This is a genomic window from Pseudomonas sp. 8_5_2 (assembly GCF_059295255.1).
Map to the genome: position 1 here is coordinate 244,709 of NZ_CM181238.1, position 19,098 is coordinate 263,806.

At 62.8% G+C, this 19,098-nt stretch carries 17 protein-coding genes; 6 read left to right on the forward strand and 11 right to left on the reverse strand.

Going from position 1 to position 19,098, the window contains the following annotated elements; genetic code table 11:
* From AC5O5R_RS01005 to tcyJ, 7 genes are all read right to left on the reverse strand, one after another.
* Positions 1 to 807 carry a MetQ/NlpA family ABC transporter substrate-binding protein gene (locus AC5O5R_RS01005; protein ID WP_494511935.1) on the reverse strand — a complete coding sequence of 269 codons (807 nt, stop codon included), beginning with the start codon at positions 805 to 807 and terminating at the stop codon, positions 1 to 3.
* Positions 800 to 2,191 (reverse strand): LLM class flavin-dependent oxidoreductase, encoded by a 1,392-nt coding sequence (locus AC5O5R_RS01010; RefSeq protein ID WP_494514907.1) that lies wholly within the window; start codon positions 2,189 to 2,191, stop codon positions 800 to 802. Before AC5O5R_RS01010 ends, AC5O5R_RS01005 begins: the two co-directional genes overlap by 8 nt.
* Positions 2,191 to 3,372 carry an SfnB family sulfur acquisition oxidoreductase gene (locus AC5O5R_RS01015; protein WP_172225032.1) on the reverse strand — a complete coding sequence of 394 codons (1,182 nt, stop codon included), beginning with the start codon at positions 3,370 to 3,372 and terminating at the stop codon, positions 2,191 to 2,193. Before AC5O5R_RS01015 ends, AC5O5R_RS01010 begins: the two co-directional genes overlap by 1 nt.
* A 150-nt stretch (positions 3,373 to 3,522) precedes the next feature.
* Positions 3,523 to 4,764 carry an SfnB family sulfur acquisition oxidoreductase gene (locus AC5O5R_RS01020; RefSeq protein WP_494511937.1) on the reverse strand — a complete coding sequence of 414 codons (1,242 nt, stop codon included), beginning with the start codon at positions 4,762 to 4,764 and terminating at the stop codon, positions 3,523 to 3,525.
* Between the two features lie 263 nt (positions 4,765 to 5,027).
* Positions 5,028 to 5,786 (reverse strand): L-cystine ABC transporter ATP-binding protein TcyN, encoded by a 759-nt coding sequence (gene tcyN, locus AC5O5R_RS01025; RefSeq protein WP_172287944.1) that lies wholly within the window; start codon positions 5,784 to 5,786, stop codon positions 5,028 to 5,030.
* A gap of 2 nt (positions 5,787 to 5,788) precedes the next feature.
* On the reverse strand, positions 5,789 to 6,457 hold the full coding sequence (gene tcyL / locus AC5O5R_RS01030; protein ID WP_172225041.1) for a cystine ABC transporter permease: 669 nt from the start codon (positions 6,455 to 6,457) through the stop codon (positions 5,789 to 5,791).
* Positions 6,454 to 7,248, reverse strand: coding sequence for a cystine ABC transporter substrate-binding protein (tcyJ, locus tag AC5O5R_RS01035; RefSeq protein WP_172225044.1), 795 nt, complete (start codon positions 7,246 to 7,248; stop codon positions 6,454 to 6,456). The genes tcyL and tcyJ overlap by 4 nt, the downstream gene beginning before the upstream one ends.
* A 373-nt stretch (positions 7,249 to 7,621) precedes the next feature.
* On the opposite strand from tcyJ, the gene epsC reads away from it, so the two are divergent.
* Together epsC and betT are read left to right on the forward strand one after the other, a co-directional pair.
* Entirely contained in the window at positions 7,622 to 8,554 is a 933-nt protein-coding gene (epsC, locus tag AC5O5R_RS01040; RefSeq protein WP_172224328.1) for a serine O-acetyltransferase EpsC, read from the forward strand.
* 228 nt (positions 8,555 to 8,782) lie between these two features.
* A complete protein-coding gene (gene betT, locus AC5O5R_RS01045) occupies positions 8,783 to 10,786 on the forward strand; it encodes a choline transporter BetT (protein WP_172224331.1) in 2,004 nt (667 codons plus the stop codon).
* A gap of 134 nt (positions 10,787 to 10,920) precedes the next feature.
* Here the strand turns inward: betT and tauD are convergent, their stop codons facing one another.
* From tauD to tauA, 4 genes are read right to left on the reverse strand one after another with little or no spacing between them, the layout of a single operon-like run.
* Entirely contained in the window at positions 10,921 to 11,754 is an 834-nt protein-coding gene (gene tauD, locus AC5O5R_RS01050; protein ID WP_172287751.1) for a taurine dioxygenase, read from the reverse strand.
* A gap of 48 nt (positions 11,755 to 11,802) precedes the next feature.
* The gene (gene tauC, locus AC5O5R_RS01055; RefSeq protein ID WP_494514908.1) at positions 11,803 to 12,642 is read right to left on the reverse strand and encodes a taurine ABC transporter permease TauC; all 840 of its coding nucleotides are present in this window, start codon (positions 12,640 to 12,642) and stop codon (positions 11,803 to 11,805) included.
* Positions 12,639 to 13,427: a taurine ABC transporter ATP-binding subunit gene (gene tauB, locus AC5O5R_RS01060; protein WP_172287745.1), complete on the reverse strand. Its 789-nt coding sequence runs from the start codon at positions 13,425 to 13,427 to the stop codon at positions 12,639 to 12,641. Before tauB ends, tauC begins: the two co-directional genes overlap by 4 nt.
* 27 nt (positions 13,428 to 13,454) lie before the next feature.
* Positions 13,455 to 14,426, reverse strand: coding sequence for a taurine ABC transporter substrate-binding protein (gene tauA / locus AC5O5R_RS01065; RefSeq protein ID WP_172224342.1), 972 nt, complete (start codon positions 14,424 to 14,426; stop codon positions 13,455 to 13,457).
* A gap of 543 nt (positions 14,427 to 14,969) precedes the next feature.
* Between tauA and AC5O5R_RS01070 the strand changes: the two genes are divergently transcribed.
* From AC5O5R_RS01070 to AC5O5R_RS01085, 4 genes are all read left to right on the forward strand, one after another.
* A complete protein-coding gene (locus AC5O5R_RS01070; protein WP_172287742.1) occupies positions 14,970 to 16,304 on the forward strand; it encodes an OprD family porin in 1,335 nt (444 codons plus the stop codon).
* A 170-nt stretch (positions 16,305 to 16,474) separates the two neighbouring features.
* Complete coding sequence (locus tag AC5O5R_RS01075; RefSeq protein WP_019096904.1) at positions 16,475 to 17,113, forward strand: peroxiredoxin; 639 nt, start codon at positions 16,475 to 16,477, stop codon at positions 17,111 to 17,113.
* Between the two features lie 290 nt (positions 17,114 to 17,403).
* A complete protein-coding gene (ssuE, locus tag AC5O5R_RS01080) occupies positions 17,404 to 17,997 on the forward strand; it encodes an NADPH-dependent FMN reductase (protein ID WP_172224348.1) in 594 nt (197 codons plus the stop codon).
* Positions 17,998 to 18,081: 84 nt separating this feature from the next.
* Complete coding sequence (locus AC5O5R_RS01085) at positions 18,082 to 19,047, forward strand: sulfonate ABC transporter substrate-binding protein (protein WP_494514909.1); 966 nt, start codon at positions 18,082 to 18,084, stop codon at positions 19,045 to 19,047.
* The last annotated feature ends 51 nt before the right edge of the window (positions 19,048 to 19,098 follow it).

Sequence of the window (19,098 nt, forward strand, 5' to 3'; positions counted from 1 at the left end):
TCAGCCCTCCCAACCGGCCTGGTAGAGTTTGCCGTGGGCTTTGTCCAGGGCCGCACGCACGGCAGGCGAGTGCTGATAGATGTCAACGAACCTGGCCAGGCGCGGGTCGTCCTTGTTCTGTGGGCGAATGACGAACTGGATCACGTATTCCTTGTTTTCCAGGCCGTCGAACAGCAGCGCCGAGCCGGCGTCGAAGGTGTTCGCCAGGCGGATGTAGGCCGGGTAGCCCTGCACCAGGTCGGCGTCGTCATAGGCGCGCACCAGCTGCACGGCCTCGACCTGCAGGATCTTCAGCTTTTTCGGGTTGGCGACAATGTCGTCCTCGGTGGCCTTGTAGCCAACCCCGGGTTTGAGGGTGATCAGGCCTGCCTTGGCCAGCAACTGCAAACCACGCCCGCTGTTGATCGGGTCGTTGGCGATGGCCACGCTGGCACCGGCAGGCAGCTCGTCGAAGCTTTTGTACTTTTTCGAGTACAGCCCGACGTTGTTGATGATCCCCGGGGCATAGGGTACGAGGTTGAAGCCGGCAGCGGCCTTGGCGTTCTCCAGAAACGGGATGTGCTGGAAGTAGTTCACGTCGATATCGCCGCTGTTGAGGCTGACATTGGGCGCGATCCAGTCGCTGAATTCGATCAGCTTCACTTCCAGCCCCTGCTTGTGCGCCTCTTCCACGGCGGCTTCCAGCGGAATGGCAAAGGCGGAGGTGGTGCCGATCTTGAGCGGCTCGGCTGCCAGGGCGGTGGCGGACAGGCCGAGGCCGAGGCCAAGGGCAATGGCCGCGACGGGCCGGAACAGTTTTTCAAGCATGGTGCAGGGCTCCAGTCGGGGCAGTGGTCGGGGTAAAGCGATAAGCCGCGCCAGGGTGGCCGGCGGGCAGGTGCGGGTGGTCGGCCTGGAACAGTTTTTCGCGCAGGGTGCCTTCGGCGTAGGCGGTCTTGTAGCGGCCGCGCTGTTGCAGGTGCGGGATGACCAGGTCGATGAAGTCCTCGAAACTTTCCGGGGTTACCGTGCGGGTCAGGTTGAAACCGTCCAGGCCGGTTTCGTCGACCCAGCCGATCAACTGCTCGGCCACTTGCTCGGGCGAGCCGACCAGGGTCACGTAGCGGCCTCCCAAGGCGTGCTGCTGCAGCAGGCGGCGCCGGGTCCAGGCGTTTTCCTGCAACTGGCGCGTGGCCGACTGGATCGCGTTGCCTTTGCTGGAGGCAATGGGTTCGTCCAGCGTGTAGGCGGCGAAATCGATGCCAGTGGAGGCGGCGAAGTGCGCCACCCCCGCCTCGGGGCTGGCATGGTGCAGGTACTCGGCATGCTTGGCCTGGGCCTGTTGCTCGGTCGGGGCGACGATCACCGTGATGCCCATGAACACCTTGACCGCCTGCGGATCGCGGCCGGCGGCCTCGGCGGCCGCGCGCACCTTGTCGACTTGGGCGCGGGTGGCAGCCTTGTCCTGACCACTGATGAACACGCACTCGGCATGGTTGCCGGCGAAGGCCAGGCCACGCTGCGAGCTGCCGGCCTGGAACAGCACCGGCGTGCGTTGCGGCGAGGGCTCGCTCAGGTGATAGCCCTCGACGGTGTAGAACTCGCCTTGATGCTGCACCTTGCGCACCCGGTCTGGCCTGGCGTACACCCGTTGCTGGCGGTCGGCGACCACGGCATCGTCTGCCCAGCTGCCCTCCAGCAGCTTGTACAGCACCTGCAGGTACTCGTCGGCCTGGTCGTAGCGGCGGTCGTGTTCTGGTTGCCGGTCCAGGCCCATGGCCCGGGCGGCGCTGTCGAGGTAGCCGGTGACGATGTTCCAGCCCACCCGGCCATTGCTCAGGTGATCAAGGGTGGAAAGCCGCCGGGCAAACAGGTAAGGCGCCTCGTAGGTGAGGTTGGCGGTAAGGCCGAAACCCAGGTGGCGGGTGACGGCGGCCATGGCCGAGACCAGCAGCAGCGGGTCGTTGACCGGCAGCTGGATCGACTCCTTGAGGGTGACGTCCAGCGACTGGCCGTAGACGTCGTAGGTGCCGACGATATCGGCAATGAACAGCCCGTCGAACAGGCCCCGCTCAAGCAGCCGCGCCAGGTCGGTCCAGTAGTCGAGGGTCTTGTACTGGGTCGAGGTATCCCGTGGGTGGGTCCACAGGCCGTGGTTGATGTGCCCGATGCAGTTCATGTTGAAGGCATTGAGCAGAATCTGCCTGGCCATCAGATGGTCCCCCGACGTGGCGGGTTGGTAGCATTGAGGTAGTAGTTGCCGATGGCGTGGTATTTCCAGCGTACCGGGTCGTGCAGGGTGTGCACGCGGGCGTTGCGCCAGTGGCGGTCCAGGTTGTGCTCGGCCAGGGTGGCCTGGCTGCCGCCCAGTTCGAACAGGGCGGTGCCGGCGGCAAGAGAAATCTCGGTGCTGATGGCGCGGGCTTCGGCGACGGCGATGGAGGCAGCGGCAACATTGTCGGCGCTGCTGTCGTCGCGCGCACGGTCCAGGTATTCGCCCGCCCGTTCCAGCAGGGCCTCGGCGGCATGCAGGCGGATCGCCAGGTGGCCGAAGCTTTTCAGCGTCAGCGGGTCATCGCTGGCGTTGTCCAGGCCGGAGTCGACCCAGGGGCGGCTGCGGGTGCGCACGAAATGCAGGGCATCCTCGTAAGCGGCGCGGGCAATGCCGGTATCGATGGCGGCATGGAGAATCTGCGCCAGCGGGCCGACCGGGGTAGGGCGCTCGAAGGCACTCTGGAATGGCACCACGTCGGCCGCGCTGACGAATACGTTGTCGAATACTACCGAGCCGCTGCCAGTGGTGCGTTGGCCAAAGCCGCTCCAGTCGTCGATCACCTGCAGCCCGTGGCTGTCGGCCGGAACGAACACCAGATGCTGCACGCCGTTTTCGTCGACCACCGAGGTGGGGATGCGCTGGGCGTAGATGGCGCCAGTGGAATAGAACTTGCGGCCGTTGATGCGGAAGCTGTCGCCGTCACGGCTCAGGCGGGTGGTGCGGTCGTTGGCAGTTTTGGTGCCCAGTTCGGCCAGGGCATTACCGAAGCGGCGGCCGGCGAGCACTTCGGCATACAGGCGTTGCTGCTGTTCGGCGCTGCCGTTTACCCGCAGTACTTCCAGGCCGTAGAAATGGTTTTGCGGGATCTGCCCGAGCGAGCCGTCGGCCTGGGCGATACGGGCGATGACCTTGGCCAGGGTGACGTTGGAAACGCCGGCGCCGCCGTAGGCCTTGGGCACGCTGATACCCCACAGGCCGGAGCGGGTGAACAGTTCGAGCTCGGCGTGCGGCAGGCGGCGCTCGCGGTCGCGCAGGGCGCTGTCGCGGCGCAGTTGTTGGGCGATGTCTTCGGCGACGGCCAGGGCTTGGGTGTCGCTGGTGATGATGTTTGTAGTCATGTTGTTCTCCGGGGGCTTAGGGGCCGCTTCGCGCCCCAATCGCCGGCAAGCCAGCTCCCACAAGGACACCACAGGTCCTGAAACCAGTGCCGGACCTGTGGGAGCTGGCTTGCCGGCGATGGGCTGCAACGCAGCCCCAGGGCCCGCAAATCAGATCCAGGAATGCCGCGCAGGCAGCGTGCCGTTCAGGTGGTAAGCGCCCACCGCGTGGTACTTCCAGCGCACCGGGTCATGCAGGGTGTGCACCCGGGCATTGCGCCAGTGGCGGTCGAGGTTGAACTCGGCAAGGGTGGCGCGGCTGCCGGCCAGTTCGAACAGTTTCTCGCTGGCCTGCAGGGCGATTTCGGTGGTCAGCACCTTGGCCTCGGCCACCGCGATCGAAGCCCGCGCTGCGCTGGCTGCGTCGATTGGCGCAGCGTTGACCTCGTCAAGCACCCGCGCGGCCTTGCGCAGTAGCGCTTCGGCGGCGTGCAGCTCGAGCTTCAGGCGGCCGATGTCGGCGATCACATAAGGATCGTCGCTGGCGCGGTCGACATTGGCTTCGATCCATGGCCGGGACTTTTCCCGCACGAAAGCGATTGCATCCTCGATTGCCGCCTCGGCGATGCCGGCATCGATCGCTGCCTGGATCAGCTGCGAGCTCGCGCCCTGGATGTTCGGGATATCCCGCTGGCGCCAATTGTCGATCAGCAGTTCTGCATCCACCGGCACCTGGTCCAGCAACACCGTGCCGCTGGCGGTGGTGCGCTGGCCGAACCCGGACCAGTCATCGACGATGCGCAGCCCCGGGCTGCCGCGACGCACAAACGCCAGGCGCTGTCGGCCTTCGTCGTCCAGTGCCTTTACCGCTACCCAGTGGGCGAACAGTGCGCCGGTGGAGTAGAACTTCTCGCCGCTGATGCGATAGCTGTCGCCTGCGCGGGTGATCCTGGCCTTGAGGGTAAGGGTGTCCTTGGTGCCGCGCTCGGGCCCGGCATTGCCGATGCGCCAACCATCGAGCACGCTGCGGAAGATCACCGCCTGTTGCGCCTCGGTGGCCGTAAGGCGCAGCAATTGCAGCATGCCGAACTGGTTCTGCGGGATCTGCCCCAGCGCCGGGTCGGCGGCGCTGATCAGGCGGAACACTTCGGCCACGGTTTCAAACGACACCTCGGGGCCGCCGTGGGCCTTGGGTACGCTGATGCTGCCCAGGCCACTGCGGGTGAACAGCTCGATCTCGGCCCAAGGCAGTTTGCGTTGCTGGTCGCGGCGGGCGGCTTGCTCGCGGGCGGCCTCGGCCAGTTCGCGGGCCGCTTGCAGGGCTTCGGCGTCATTGCGCAGAACCTTGGCCGGCAGCAGCAGGGGCGAGCTGTCGAGATCGCTGTGAAATTGGGTATTTGGCTGGCTGGACATCAGTGCCGCTCCTTGGCTGCACTCAATGCCCTGGCGATACGCACTGGGGTGATTGTGACCCTGACCATTCCTGACCTCACAAAAAAGTTACGTCGCTACAGCTGATCGCGACAGAAATGTGCTGGTCCGGTGGTCCGGTTTATATACCCTAATGGTTTATAAAAAGTTTATGAACTAACTTTTTGGAATATTTATAGAAGGAGGAATTGCTGTGGATGTTCCGGCCTCTTCGCAGGCGTGCCCGCGAAGAGGCCGGAACAGACTTACTCGGACGCCGCAGTCCCGAGGAACTTGCGCAGGAACTGCCGGGTACGTTCTTCCTTCGGCGCCGCAAACAGCGCCTTGGCCTCGCCCTGTTCCACGATCACGCCTTTGTCGAAGAAAATGACCCGGTTCGCCACATCCCTCGCAAAGCTCATCTCGTGGGTGACGATGATCATGGTGCGCTTTTCCTCGGCCAGGCCGCGGATGGTCGCCAGCACTTCACCGACCAGCTCCGGGTCCAGCGCCGAGGTGGGCTCGTCGAACAGGATCACCTCGGGCTCCATGGCCAAGGCGCGGGCGATGGCCACCCGCTGCTGCTGGCCGCCGGACAGGCGCCTGGGGTAGGCGTCTTCCTTGCCCGCCAAGCCGACCTTGGCCAGCAGGCGCCGGCCCAGTTCGATGGCCTGCTCGCGGGGCGTCTTCTTGACGATTACCGGCCCTTCGATCACGTTTTCCAGGGCGGTGCGGTGGGGGAACAGGTTGAAGTTCTGGAACACGAACCCGGCCTGCTGGCGCAAACGGCGAATTGCACTTTGCTGACCACCCAATGGGCGGTTGGCATCGATGCTGATGGCACCGATCTGGATCTGCCCGGCGTCGGGGGTTTCCAGCAGGTTCAGGCAGCGCAGAAAGGTGGTCTTGCCCGAGCCGCTGGGGCCGATGATGGCCACCACTTCGCCGGGGCGCACGGTCAGGTCGATGCCGTTGAGCACGGTCTGGCCCTTGAACCGCTTGGTCAGGCCTTTGACTTCAATCATGCTCATTGCTCCTGGTCATGCTGGTTGACCCGCGCTTCCATGCGGTTCTGGAAGTGCGCAAGGATGCTGCACAGCACCCAGTAGATGACCGCGACCGCCACGTACATGGTGAACACTTCGAAGGTACGCGCGGTAATCAGCTGGGCCTGGCGGAACAGCTCGGGCACCTGGATGGTCGCCGCCAGGGCGGTGTCCTTGACCAGCGAGATGAAGCTGTTGCCCAGCGGTGGCAGGGCAGTGCGCAAGGCCTGTGGCAGGATCGCCCGGCGCATGGCCTGCACGCGGGTCATGCCGATGCTGGCTGCAGCTTCCCACTGGCCACGGTCGATCGAGGAGATCGCTGCCCGCAGGATTTCGCAGATATAGGCTGCCATGTTCAGCGACAGGCCAATCAGCGAAGCGGGGATGGGGTCGAGTTCAATGCCGATTTGCGGCATGCCGAAATAGATGACGAACAGCTGCACCAGCAGCGGCGTGCCGCGGAAAAACGACACGTAGATCCGCGCCAGCCAGTTCAGCGGCAAAATCTTCGACAGCCGCATCAGTGCCAGGGCAAAGCCCAGCACCAGGCCGAAGAACATGCCGCCAACGCTGAGCAGCACCGTATACCCCGCGCCCTTCAGCAGGAAGGGGGCGGAGTCGACAACGAGTTGCAGGCTTTCAGCGATCATTTGGTGACATCGGCACCGAAGTATTTCTCGGACAGCTTGGCCAGCGTGCCGTCAGCCTTGAGCTTGTCGATGGCCTTGTTGATCGCCGCCAGCAGCTCCGGCTCACCCTTGCGCAGGGCCACACCGCTTTCAAGGCGCGAGAAGGCTTCGCCAGCCAGTTCGGTGTCCTTGGCTTTTTGCGCGTATTCCAGCGCAGCCAGGCGGTCGATCAGGATGGCGTCGATGCGGCCGTTGCGCAGGTCGGCGAACTTGCTCGGGTCGTCCTCATAGGTACGCACTTCGGCCTTTGGCACGTCCTGCTTCACCCACTGCTCGTAGTTGGTGCCCAGGCCCACGCCGACCTTCTTGCCGGCCAGGTCCTGCGCGGTCTTGATATTCAACTGCTCGGCTTTCTTCTTCAGGATCAGCGCCTGGATGCCGGAAACGGTGTAGGGCTCGGAGAAGTCGTACTTCTTCTTGCGCTCTTCGGAAATGGTCACCTGGTTGATGACCACATCCAGTCGCTTGGACTCCAGTGCGGCAAGAATGCCATCCCACTTGGTCGGCTGCACCTTGGCCTTGACGCCCAGCTCCTTGGCGATCAGCTCGGACAGCTCCACCTCGAAGCCGCTCAGCTTGCCGTTCTCGTCCTGAAAGCTGAACGGTGGGTAGGTGCCTTCAAGGCCGACGTTGATCACGCCTTTTTCCTGGATGGTCTTCAGCTGCTCGCCGGCGAAGGCCTGGCCGAGCAGGCCGGCGCCCAGCAGGACTGCCAGGCTGGCGTTGAGTAGCGGTTTGGCGAATATCGACATGTCAGAGCCCCGCGCTTGTTGTGTAAGTAGTGGGTGGCGACTATAGGGTTGGCTTCTTAGGCCAGGAAATACTAAAAAATTATTTTGTTATTTCCTTTTGTTTTATTGCCAGGTGTTGGCTGCTTTTGAGGGTAGGCGAGGTTCTCCGCGCCGTCATCGCCGCTTATGCCTGACTTAGCGCAGGATGGAATAAAGCGTTGTTTTTTCCAAGGGACGGATTTGCCGTAAAGTGGATTGCACGCAGGCAGGTCTGGCCCTTTCGCGGGTGAACCCGCTCCCACAGGCGCCGTGACATCAGTGGGAGCGGGTTCACCCGCGAAAGGGCCAGACCTGCCGATAAAAACAGTTTGGCCGACTCAGGCAGGAGAAAACCGTGAGCGAACAACCCTCATCAGCGCACTGGCAGTTGCAGAGCATCGTCAGCGGCCTGCGCGGCGCCCGTGAGCAATGGCGTACACGCAATGGCCGCAGTATTGGCGAGCAGGGCGGGCGCGAACTGCCATCGCGCGAGGCGATGCGGCAGATCCTGGAGCAGCTGTGCGGCGCACTTTTCCCCATGCGCCTTGGCCCGGTCGACCTGCGCGAAGAGAGTGAAGATTTCTACGTTGGCCATACCCTGGATGCCGCGCTGACTGCCTTGCTTGCCCAGGCACGTCTCGAACTGCGCTACGCGGCGCGGCAAAGCAAAGCCGGGCTGGCTGGCGTCGACGCCCAGGCGCTGAGCCTGATCCAGGGTTTTGCAGCGGCGCTACCGGAGCTGCGGGTGCTGCTCGACACCGACGTGCTGGCCGCCTACCACGGCGACCCGGCAGCGCGAAGTGTCGATGAAGTGCTGCTGTGCTACCCGGGCATCCTGGCGATCATCCATCACCGCCTGGCCCACCATCTGTACCAGGCCGGCTTGCCGCTGCTGGCGCGGATCAGCTCGGAGCTGGCGCATTCGGCCACCGGCATCGACATCCATCCGGGGGCGCAGATTGGCCCGAGCTTCTTCATCGACCATGGTACCGGTGTGGTAATTGGCGAAACCGCGATCATCGGCGAGCGGGTGCGCATCTACCAAGCGGTAACCCTGGGCGCCAAGCGCTTCCCCAGTGACGAGTCGGGCACGCTGCATAAAGGCCTGCCACGCCACCCGATCGTCGAGGACGATGTGGTGATCTATGCCGGCGCCACGGTGCTGGGGCGCATTACCATCGGCAAGGGCTCGACCATCGGCGGCAATGTGTGGCTGACCCGCAGTGTGCCGGCCGAGAGCAACATTACCCAGGCCAACCTGCAGCTGGATTGCCAGGACAAGAACTGATCGGGCATCTCTGCTGATTGTTCCGGCCTCTTCGCGGGTTCACCCGCGAAGAGGCCGGAACAGGGGACACCAATCAGCGCCCCAATTCGCATTGATATCCAATCCATGTTTAACTTGAACGCTTGTTCAATGAAAAAACGCTGGTCCGCTGCCGGTGTTCAACAGGAGGATTCCTTTGCTGAACCCGTTCATTCCGAACCTCACGTCATTTGACGAGGTGCACGCCCCATGAGTGCACCGAACCCTTCGCTTGCCGATAGCAAGATGCGCATGAACCCCCCGGTGTTCTACTTTGCGGCAAGTTTCATCCTTATCTTCGGCGTGGTGGTCATCTCCAACCCGCAAGCTGCAGGCGACTGGTTGCTGGCGGCGCAGAACTGGGCGGCCAACACGGTCGGCTGGTACTACATGCTGGCGATGACGCTGTACCTGGTCTTCGTGGTGGTCACCGCCTTGTCCGGCTACGGCAAGATCAAGCTCGGTGCCGACCACGACGAACCCGAGTTCAGCTACCTGTCGTGGGCCGGCATGCTGTTCGCTGCCGGCATCAGCATTACCCTGTTCTTCTTCTGCGTCTCCGAACCCCTCACCCACATGTTGCAGCCGCCCCAGGGCGAAGCGGGCACGGCCGAGGCCGGGCGCCAGGCCATGCAGATCCTGTTCCTGCACTGGGGCCTGCATGGGTGGGGCGTGTTCGCCTTCGTCGGCATGGCGCTGGCCTACTTCGCCTACCGGCACAACCTGCCCCTGGCCTTGCGTTCGGCGCTGTACCCGCTGATCGGCAAGCGCATCAACGGGCCGATCGGCTACGCAGTGGACGGCTTCGGCATCATCGCCACGGTGTTCGGGCTGGGTGCCGACATGGGCTTTGGCGTGCTGCACCTGAACGCCGGCCTCGACTACCTGTTTGGCATCAGCCATAGCCAATGGGTGCAGGTGATCCTGATCACCCTGATGATGGGCGCGGCAGTGGCCGTGGCCGTCGCCGGGGTAGAGAAGGGCGTGCGGGTGATGAGCGACATCAACCTGTTCCTGGCCTGTGCGCTGCTGCTGTTCGTGCTGTTCGCCGGGCCTACCCAGCACCTGTTCAATACCCTGATCCAGAACCTGGGCGACTACCTGGGCGCCTTGCCGCGCAAGAGCTTCGACGTGTATGCCTACGGTGAGAACCGTGACTGGCTGGGCGGCTGGACGGTGTTCTACTGGGCCTGGTGGATTGCCTGGGCGCCGTTCGTGGGGCTGTTCATTGCCCGCATCTCTCGTGGCCGCACCATCCGCGAGTTCGTCTTTGGCGTGCTGTTGATCCCGCTGGGCTTCACCCTGGCGTGGATGTCGATTTTCGGCAACAGCGCCCTGGACCAGGTCATCAACCACGGCATGACCGCCCTGGGCCAGTCTGCCCTGGATAACCCGTCGATGAGCCTGTACCTGCTGCTGGAGACCTACCCCTGGAGCAAGGTGGTGATCGCCACCACGGTGTTCATCAGCTTCGTGTTCTTCGTTACCTCGGCCGATTCGGGCACCGTGGTGCTGTCGACCTTGTCGGCTACCGGCGGTGGTGCGGACGAAGACGGGCCGAACTGGCTGCGCATCTTCTGGGGCGCGATGACGGCACTGATCACCAGTGCGCTGCTGTTTGCCGGCAGCATCGATTCACTGAAGTCGGCAGTGGTGCTGACCTCGCTGCCGTTCTCGCTGATCCTGCTGTGCATGATGTGGGGGCTGCACAAGGCGTTCTACCTCGAGTCGCAACGGCAGATCGCGCAGATGCACTCGCTGGCACCGTTCGCCCAGTCACGCCGCGGCCGTGGTGGTTGGCGCCAGCGCCTTAGCCAGGCGGTGCATTTCCCGTCGCGTGATGAGGTGTATCGCTTCATGGACGACGTGGTGCGCCCGGCGATTGCCGAAGTGCGTGATGTGTTCGAGCAGAAAGGCCTGGTACTGATTACGCAGGACGACCCCAGCCATGACAACGTCAGCCTGAAGATTGGCCATGGCGAGGAGCAGCCGTTCATTTACCAGGTGCAGATGCGTGGCTATTTCACGCCATCGTTCGCCCTGGGTGGGTTGGGTACGCAGGATTTGAAGAACCGCCGCTACTACCGGGCGGAAGTGCACCTGAGCGAAGGCAGCCAGAACTACGACCTGGTTGGCTACAGCAAGGAGCAGATCATCAACGACATCCTCGACCAGTACGAACGGCACATGCAGTTCCTGCATCTGGTCCGTTAGCCCGCCGGGGCCGCTGTGCGGCCCATCGCCGGCAAGCCAGCTCCCACAGGTATCTCACAATCTTCAAACCTGTGGTAATCCTGTGGGAGCTGGCTTGCCGGCGATTGGAGGCCGAAGGCCTCCCCATCGGACTATCAGAAGGGCGCATCCCCCAGGATGGTCGCCCGATGCATCACCCGCCGGTTCGGCCGGTAGTCATCCACCGCAAAATGCTGGGTCACGCGGTTGTCCCAGAACGCCACGTCATGCTCCTGCCAGCGCCAGCGAATGCTGAACTCCGGCCGCGTCGCATGGGCGAACAACAGCTTCAGCAGCGCCTCGCTTTCCAGCTCGCTCAGCTCGTTGATGCGCGTGGTGAACCCTTCATTGACGAACAGCGCCTTGCGCCCGCTAACGGGGTGGGTTCGCACCACCGGGTGCGACAGCGGCGGGTTGTTGCGCCGCGTCGCCTCCCAGCGCGCCAGGTCTTCCGGAGTAGTACCAAAGCGCTCCAGCGGAAACGACTTGGTGAAGTCGTGGGTAGCGGTCAGCCCGTCGAGCATCTCGCGCAATGGCGCCGACAAGGCCGCCAATGCTGCGATGCCGCTGGCCCACAGGGTATCGCCACCGTAAGCCGGCAACTGCTTGGCGCTGAGCACTGCGCCCAGTGCCGGGGTCGGCAAAAAGGTCACATCGGTGTGCCACACGGCGTTGTCGCGCACATCGGTGACCGCCGTATCCAGCACCAGCACCTGCGGGGTTTCCGGCACATTCGGGTAGATCGGGTGAATGTGCAGGTCGCCAAAGCGGGCGGCAAAGCGCGCCTGTTGCTGCGGGGTGATCGGCTGGTCGCGGAAGAACAGCACTTGGTGCTGCAACAGCGCCTGCCCGATGGCGTCGCGGTCGGCGGCGCTGATCTCGCGGCTGATGTCCACGCCACTGATCTGGGCGCCGAGCGCCGGGCTGAGAGGGGTGATGGTCAGGCTCATGTCGGTCTCTTTGGTCAGGCGCCGATATGTCGGCGTGGTCAGTCGAATTCAGTGGCTTTGCCCATGCCAGGGCACCAGCTTGCGCTGCAGGGCACGCAGGCTCATTTCCAGGGCGAAGGCGATCAGGGCGATCAGCAGGATGCCCAGTACCACCACATCGGTGACCAGGAACTGCGCCGCCGACTGCACCATGAAACCCAGGCCGCTGGTGGCCGCGATCAGCTCGGCCGCCACCAGGGTCGACCAGCCGACACCCAGGCCGATACGCACGCCGGTGAGGATGTCGGGCAGCGCGCTGGGCAGGATCACATGGCGAATCAGCTGGGCCTTGCTGGCGCCCAGCGACTGCGCCGCACGCAACCTGGCCGGGTCGACCGTGCGCACGCCGGTGGCCGTGGCAATCGCGATCGGCGCGAAGATGGCCAGGAAGATCAGCAGCACCTTGGACAGCTCGCCGATGCCGCACCAGATCACAATCAGCGGCAGGTAGGCCAGCGGCGGGATGGGCCGGTAGAACTCGATCAACGGGTCGAGAATGCCGCGTGCCACTCGGTTGTAGCCGATGGCGATGCCCACCGGGATGGCGGTGAGCGTAGCGGCCAGCAGGGCCACGCCGATGCGCCCGAGGCTGGCGCCCAGGTGCTGCCACAGGCTGGCATCCATATAGCCTTGGGTCAGCAGGGCCCAGCCCTTGGCCAGGATGTCGGCGGGCGAGGGCAGGAACAGTGGCTCGATCCAGCCGCCGGCGGTCACTAGCCACCAGGCAAATAGCAGGCTGGCGAGGGTCAGCGTGCTGATCCAGCGGGTGGACAAGGGGCGGCGCTGCCCGGTGGCGCGCCGGGCTCGGCTATCAGGTTTGCCGGCAACCGGCAGGTCCAGGCTGTTCATGCGCGCTCCTGCAGACTTTGGCGTTGGGCGAACACGCTGGCCAGCACGTGCTCGCGGGTTTCGATGAAGCGAGGGTCGGACTTGATCGAGCGGGCCGACTCGCCGGCGGCATAGCGCTGCCCGTAGTCCAGTTGCAGGCGCTCGACCACGCGACCCGGGTTGGGCGCCAGCAGCACCAGCTCGCTGGCGAGAAACACCGCTTCTTCGATGTCGTGGGTAATCAGGAACACCGGCTTGGCGGTGCGTTGCCACACCTGCAGCAACAGCTCCTGCATCTGTTCGCGGGTAAAGGCATCGAGGGCGCCGAACGGTTCGTCCATCAGCAGCACCCGCGGGTCGGCTGCCAGCGCCCGGGCCAGGCCCACGCGCTGCTTCTGGCCACCGGACAACTGCCAGATACGGCGTTCGCCAAAACCGTCCAGGTCGACCAGGGCCAGCATCTCGCGGGCCTTGGCTTCACGCAGCGCGCGCGGTACACCGGCCAGCTCAAGGCCGAAGGCAACGTTGCCCAGCACGTTCTGCCAGGGCAGCAGCGCATCGTCCTGGAACACCACGCCGCGCTCGGCACCTGGGCCCTGCACCGGTACGCCATCCAGGGTGATACGCCCGCTGCTGGGCGCGACGAAGCCGGCGATAAGGTTGAGCAGCGAGGTCTTGCCGCTGCCGGAAGGCCCCAGGGCTACCAGCAACTGGCGCGGCCCCAGGCTCAGGTTGATATCGGCCAGCACCGGGGTATCGGCGCCGGGGTACTGTGCGCTGATGCGCTCCAGTTCGAGCAAGGCCATGGTGGGCTCCGGTCGGCTTTTACGGGGTCAGTTCGGGAGGTACTGGGCGCTGACGTACGGCGAGTAATCCGGCAGCACCGCGTCTACCTTGCCTTGCTGCTTGAGGAAGGTGGCGGTGTCGGTCAGTGCCTGGGTGGTGGGCGCGCCCAGTGCGCTGGCCTGGTCGGCAGCCAGCGGGTAGACGTTGCCCTGCAGCAATACCGGGATGTCGGCAGGCTTGGCGCCGGACAGCTTGGCCAGCTTGCTTACATTGTCGGGGTTGGCCAGCCAGGCTTTGGGGTCGTTGCGGTAGTCGGCGTAGGCGTCGAGGGTGACCTTGGCAAACGCCTTGACCACGTCCGGGTGCTTGGCAGCGAAGTCCTTGCGCACGATCCACGCGTCGAACGTGGGTGCACCTTTTTCGGCCAGTTCGCCAGAGGTGATCAGCACCTTGCCGTTTTCCTTGGCCACGCCCAGGGCCGGGTCCCAGACGTAGGTGGCGTCGATATCGCCACGCTTCCAGGCGGCAATGATGGCCGGCGGTGCGAGGTTGAGGATTTGTACCTTGGACGGGTCGATGTTCCAGCTTTTCAGTGCCGCCAGGAGGCTGTAGTGGCCGGTGGAGACGAACGGCACGGCGACTTTCTTGCCGACCAGGTCTTGCGGGGACTTGATGCTGTCACGGGCGACCAGCGCTTCACCGGCGCCAATCTGCGTGGCGATCAGGAATGTTTCGACCGGCAGCTTGCGGGTGGCCGCTGCGGCCAGCGGGCTGGAGCCCAGGTAGCCGATTTGCACGTCGCCACTGGCCACTGCGGTGATCACGTCGGCGCCGTTGTCGAACTTGCGCCAGTCGATGCTGGCTTTGCTGGCTTTTTCATAGTTGCCATCGACCTGCGCCACCTTGGCCGGGTCGACGGTGGTCTGATAGGCAACGGTGAGGTCGGCAGCCTGGGCAAACCAGCTTGTACTGGCGAGGGTCAGGGCTGCGAACAGGCGCAGCGGGGTGTGCGGGATCATGGTGGACCTCTCGTCAGGCAATCGGTGGGATGGATGACGAGAAGGCTAAATGATCTAAGAACCTTAAAATAAATAACTTTTTTGCATTAGCTTAGGAGCCAAATGCTTTAAGGGTCGGGCTGGGCAGACGCAAGTTCCCACCTGGACCACGTGAGGCAGCTGGGCCGATGATCTCGCTCAATGGCGGAATCAGAACGGCCTGCTAGGCTCTTTCGTCCTTATAGAACGATCGGGAATTAGGTTATGAGCAAACGTTTGCAAATAACCGATAGTTATGAATTCTTCCGCTTCTACAACGAAAAGCAGCAAAGGTTCGTAACATATTCCGTAAAAATCTTAGAAATTCACAAAACGGTCATTTTGGATTTATAGGATTGTCATTATCCTGTAGCGCAGGTGGCGTCTTAGACCAAAGTCGCGAAACGTTTAGAAACGATTGACTTAAGGGTCACGCTTTGGGACTAAATCGCCAATCCACGGTGAGCGGGGCAGCAGATCCCTCCGCCAGAGATACACAAAAATTAGAACGTAGAGGAGCAGAACATGTACAAGTCCAGCCTGGCCGTGGCCGTGGCACTGGGGGTTTTCGCCCAAACAGCAGGCGCTGCCGGTTTCGTTGAAGACAGCAAACTGTCGCTCAGCTCGCGCACCATGTATTACGACAACAACAACCGTGAAGCCCACGGCGCTGTTCGCCCGGATCAGCGTGAGACTGGCCAAGGCTTCAAACTTGACTACATTTCGGGTTTCACCGAGGGGACTGTTGGGTTTGGTGTTGATGCCCAAGCACTTTGGGGTATCCATTTGGATGGTGGCCGTGGCTACCACAAAAGCGGCTTCATGCCAGACGACAGCGATGGTTCTTCTGTAAGCCAGTGGGCCCGTGTCGGCGCTAACGCGAAGGCGCGCTTCTCCAAAACTGAAGCTCATTTTGGTAGCGCCTTGGCGCCTAACCTGCCGATTCTGGTCGCGAACGACGGCCGTGTGCTGCCTCAAACCTTCGAGGGTGGCACCATCCAGTCGAAGGAAATCGACAATCTGACCATCAATGCTGGCCAGCTGACGCACGCCATGGGCCGTGCCTCCAGCAACCGTACCGGCCTGTCGGTCTCCGGCGCATCTGCTGACAGCAACAAGTTCCGCTACGGTGGTTTGGACTACAAGCTTACTCCCGACCTGACCCTGCAGTACTACTACTCGAACCTTGAAGACTTCTACAAACAGCATTTCCTGGGCGCGACTCACGTCTTCAAGATCGCTGACAACCAGTCGTTCAAGACCGACCTGCGTTACTTCGACAGCAGCAGCGACGGTAAGAACGGTAGCGGCGGTGGTTACAACTTCGATAACAACAGGGGCTACGCCAAAACCGCTGGCGAGGTCGACAACAAGACCTGGTCCGCCATGTTCACCTATACCCTGGGTGGGCATGCGCTGATGCTCGGCCATCAGCAGATTGGTGATGACGGTGGCTTCGTGTGGTTGAACCAGGGCGGTGTCGTCGATGGTAACAACCGTAACGAAGGTGCTGGCGGTTCCAGCTTCTACCTGTTCACCGACAGCATGATCAATCAGTTTGCCCGTGCTGGCGAGAACACCACCTTCGGTCAGTACTCCTATGACTTCGCAGGCCTGGGTGTACCAGGTCTGAAAGCATCCGTGGCCTACCTGCGTGGTGATGACATCCGCAACCGGTCGGGCGATGGCACCTATAACGAATGGGAGCGCGACGCTCGCGTCGACTACACCATTCAGCAGGGGACGCTCAAAGGCCTGGGCTTCAGCCTGCGTCAAGGCGTCTACCGTGGCGCCGGTGAAAGCAGCGATGACCAGGATCAGACTCGCTTCATCGTGAACTACACTTACGCCTTCATGTAAGTTCGTAGCGTTACCAAAAGAGCCTCGCCTAGTGCGAGGCTTTTTTATGCCTGTAATTCCGTATGCAATATGGTTATAAACAAATCAATATTTATTCTTTTTGTTTTTAATCGGATGCAGGCACATTAAACCCACACGGTGTACAGAACCCCGCACAGGAGCCGCAGCCCATGAGCCTAAAACTCGGCGATATCGCCCCCGATTTCGAACAGGATTCCAGCGAAGGCAAAATCCGCTTCCACGAGTGGCTGGGCAACAGCTGGGGGGTGTTGTTCTCCCACCCGGCCGACTTTACCCCGGTGTGCACCACCGAGCTGGGCCTGACTGCCAAGCTCAAGGACGATTTCGCCAAGCGCGGGGTCAAGGCCATTGCCTTGTCGGTGGATCCGGTCGACTCGCATCACCGCTGGATCGATGACATCAACGAGACCCAGAACACCGTGGTCAACTTCCCGATCATCGCCGACGCCGACCGCAAGGTGTCGGACCTGTACGACCTGATCCATCCGAACGCCAGCGACACCCTGACCGTGCGTTCGCTGTTCGTGATCGACCCGAACAAGAAGGTGCGCCTGACCATCACCTATCCGGCCAGTACCGGGCGCAACTTCAATGAAATCCTGCGGGTGATCGACTCGCTGCAGCTGACCGACAACCACAAGGTCGCCACACCAGGCAACTGGCAGGACGGCGACGAGGTGGTGATCGTGCCCTCGCTCAAGGATGAGGAAGAGATCAAACAGCGCTTCCCCAAAGGTTACCGCGCGGTCAAACCCTACCTGCGGCTGACCCCTCAGCCCAATCGTTGATGAATTCCTCGTTGCATTGCTCTTAGCCAAGCAGGGATTTTCGGGCCGTTTCGACGGCCCTTTTTTATGCCTGCTGAAAACCGCGTGGGCCTCTTCGCGGGTAAACCCGCTCCCCACAGGGTTAAGCGCCGTCCTCAAGGTTTGTGGTGTCCCTGTGGGAGCGGGTTCACCCGCGAAAAAGCCGGCACAGGAAATAATCAAAATGGAATAAACAAATGAAAAAATATGATTTCTAGATATATGTAAGCGCTGTTAATGTCACTCCCAACAGAACACAAGGAAGCGCTGCAATGCTGGTCGTCTCAATCGGTGGTAGCCCAAGTACCCGTTCACGCTCCGGCGTGCTGCTGGAGCGTTCGCGCCAGTGGCTGCAGAACCGCGGCGTCGAAGTGGTGACGTTCCAGGTGCGTGACTTTGCCGCCGAAGACCTGCTGCATGCCCGTTTCGACAGCCCGCAGGTTCAGCATTTCCAGCAACTGGTGGCCCAGGCCGATGGCCTGATCGTCGCAACGCCGGTGTACAAGGCATCGTTCGCCGGCGCTCTGAAAACCTTGCTCGACCTGTTGCCCGAGCGCGCCCTGGCTCACAAGATCGTGCTACCGATTGCTACAGGCGGCAGCATCGCCCACATGCTGGCGGTGGATTACGCACTTAAACCCGTGCTGTCGGCACTCAAGGCGCAAGAGACCCTGCAAGGGATCTTCGCTGACGACAGCCAGGTTACGTACGCAGAAGGCTCCAGACCCGCGCAACTGTTACCGGTGCTGGAAGAACGCCTGCATGACTCGCTGGAAACCTTCCACGCTGCCCTGGCCCGTCGGCCGAGCCCCGTCGCCCCAGGCCTGTTGAACGAACGCCTGATCAGCGCCCGCTGGAGCATCTGACCAGCACAACCCGCTTTACCACCTTACTCGCCCGACAACGAGGCAAGCAGGTGCAACCCGAACCCATTCGCACAGGAGAGCGCCATGCGCACAGTCTTCTTGCGTCGCGGTCTGGTCGCCCTGTTTGCGGCGGCTGTGTCCTTCGGCGCCATTACCCAAGCCCAGGCCGAGAGCCTGCGTATCGGCTATCAGAAATACGGCACCCTGGTGCTGCTCAAGGCCAAGGGCACGCTGGAAAAGCGCCTGGCCGAGCAGGGCGTGCAGGTGCAGTGGACCGAATTCCCCGGCGGCCCGCAGCTGCTTGAAGGGCTGAATGTCGGCTCCATCGATTTTGGCGTCACCGGCGAGACCCCACCCGTGTTCGCCCAGGCTGCTGGTGCCGATCTGCTCTACGTGGCGTATGAGCCGCCGGCGCCGCACAGCGAGGCGATCCTGGTGCCGAAGGGCTCGCCGATCCAGTCGGTCAAAGACCTCAAGGGCAAGAAAGTCGTCCTCAACAAAGGCTCCAACGTGCACTACCTGCTGGTCCGTGCGCTGGAAGATGCCGGCCTCAAGTACAGCGACATCCAGGCCGTCTACCTGCCCCCGGCCGACGCTCGCGCCGCCTTCGAGCGCGGCAGCGTGGATGCCTGGGTGATCTGGGACCCGTACCAGGCTGCCGCCGAGAAACAACTGCGGGCACGTAGCCTGCGCGACGGCAAAGACCTGGTCGACAACCACCAGTTCTATCTTGCCACCCGCGACTACGCGACCCAGCACCCAGCGGTGATCAACACCGTGATCGAGCAAGTGCGCGCCGTGGGCGAATGGTCCCAGGCCAACCCGCAGGAAGTGACCGATCAGGTCGCCCCGCTGCTTGGGCTGCCCGCCGACATCACCCTGACTTCGGTCAAGCGCCAGGGCTACGGCGCCGCGCCGCTCACCCCAGAGGTGGTGGCCGCGCAACAGAAAATCGCCGACACGTTCCATGCGCTGAAGCTTATCCCCAAGCCGCTGAGCATCAAGGACGTTATCTGGACACCCCCGGCCAAGGTCGCCAGCGCGCCTTGATTGACTTGCCTGCGCCGGGGCGCCGCCCCGGCTGAGCCACCCTTGAGGAGA

What these genes read in the sequence shown, in the direction of transcription:
- AC5O5R_RS01005 (WP_494511935.1), bottom strand. Translation starts at nt 807, where the DNA reads ATGCTTGAAAAACTGTTCCGGCCCGTCGCGGCCATTGCCCTTGGCCTC.
- AC5O5R_RS01010 (WP_494514907.1), bottom strand. Translation starts at nt 2,191, where the DNA reads ATGGCCAGGCAGATTCTGCTCAATGCCTTCAACATGAACTGCATCGGG.
- AC5O5R_RS01015 (WP_172225032.1), bottom strand. Translation starts at nt 3,372, where the DNA reads ATGACTACAAACATCATCACCAGCGACACCCAAGCCCTGGCCGTCGCC.
- AC5O5R_RS01020 (WP_494511937.1), bottom strand. Translation starts at nt 4,764, where the DNA reads ATGTCCAGCCAGCCAAATACCCAATTTCACAGCGATCTCGACAGCTCG.
- tcyN (WP_172287944.1), bottom strand. Translation starts at nt 5,786, where the DNA reads ATGATTGAAGTCAAAGGCCTGACCAAGCGGTTCAAGGGCCAGACCGTG.
- tcyL (WP_172225041.1), bottom strand. Translation starts at nt 6,457, where the DNA reads ATGATCGCTGAAAGCCTGCAACTCGTTGTCGACTCCGCCCCCTTCCTG.
- tcyJ (WP_172225044.1), bottom strand. Translation starts at nt 7,248, where the DNA reads ATGTCGATATTCGCCAAACCGCTACTCAACGCCAGCCTGGCAGTCCTG.
- betT (WP_172224331.1), top strand. Translation starts at nt 8,783, where the DNA reads ATGAGTGCACCGAACCCTTCGCTTGCCGATAGCAAGATGCGCATGAAC.
- tauD (WP_172287751.1), bottom strand. Translation starts at nt 11,754, where the DNA reads ATGAGCCTGACCATCACCCCTCTCAGCCCGGCGCTCGGCGCCCAGATC.
- tauC (WP_494514908.1), bottom strand. Translation starts at nt 12,642, where the DNA reads ATGAACAGCCTGGACCTGCCGGTTGCCGGCAAACCTGATAGCCGAGCC.
- tauB (WP_172287745.1), bottom strand. Translation starts at nt 13,427, where the DNA reads ATGGCCTTGCTCGAACTGGAGCGCATCAGCGCACAGTACCCCGGCGCC.
- tauA (WP_172224342.1), bottom strand. Translation starts at nt 14,426, where the DNA reads ATGATCCCGCACACCCCGCTGCGCCTGTTCGCAGCCCTGACCCTCGCC.
- AC5O5R_RS01070 (WP_172287742.1), top strand. Translation starts at nt 14,970, where the DNA reads ATGTACAAGTCCAGCCTGGCCGTGGCCGTGGCACTGGGGGTTTTCGCC.
- AC5O5R_RS01075 (WP_019096904.1), top strand. Translation starts at nt 16,475, where the DNA reads ATGAGCCTAAAACTCGGCGATATCGCCCCCGATTTCGAACAGGATTCC.
- ssuE (WP_172224348.1), top strand. Translation starts at nt 17,404, where the DNA reads ATGCTGGTCGTCTCAATCGGTGGTAGCCCAAGTACCCGTTCACGCTCC.
- AC5O5R_RS01085 (WP_494514909.1), top strand. Translation starts at nt 18,082, where the DNA reads ATGCGCACAGTCTTCTTGCGTCGCGGTCTGGTCGCCCTGTTTGCGGCG.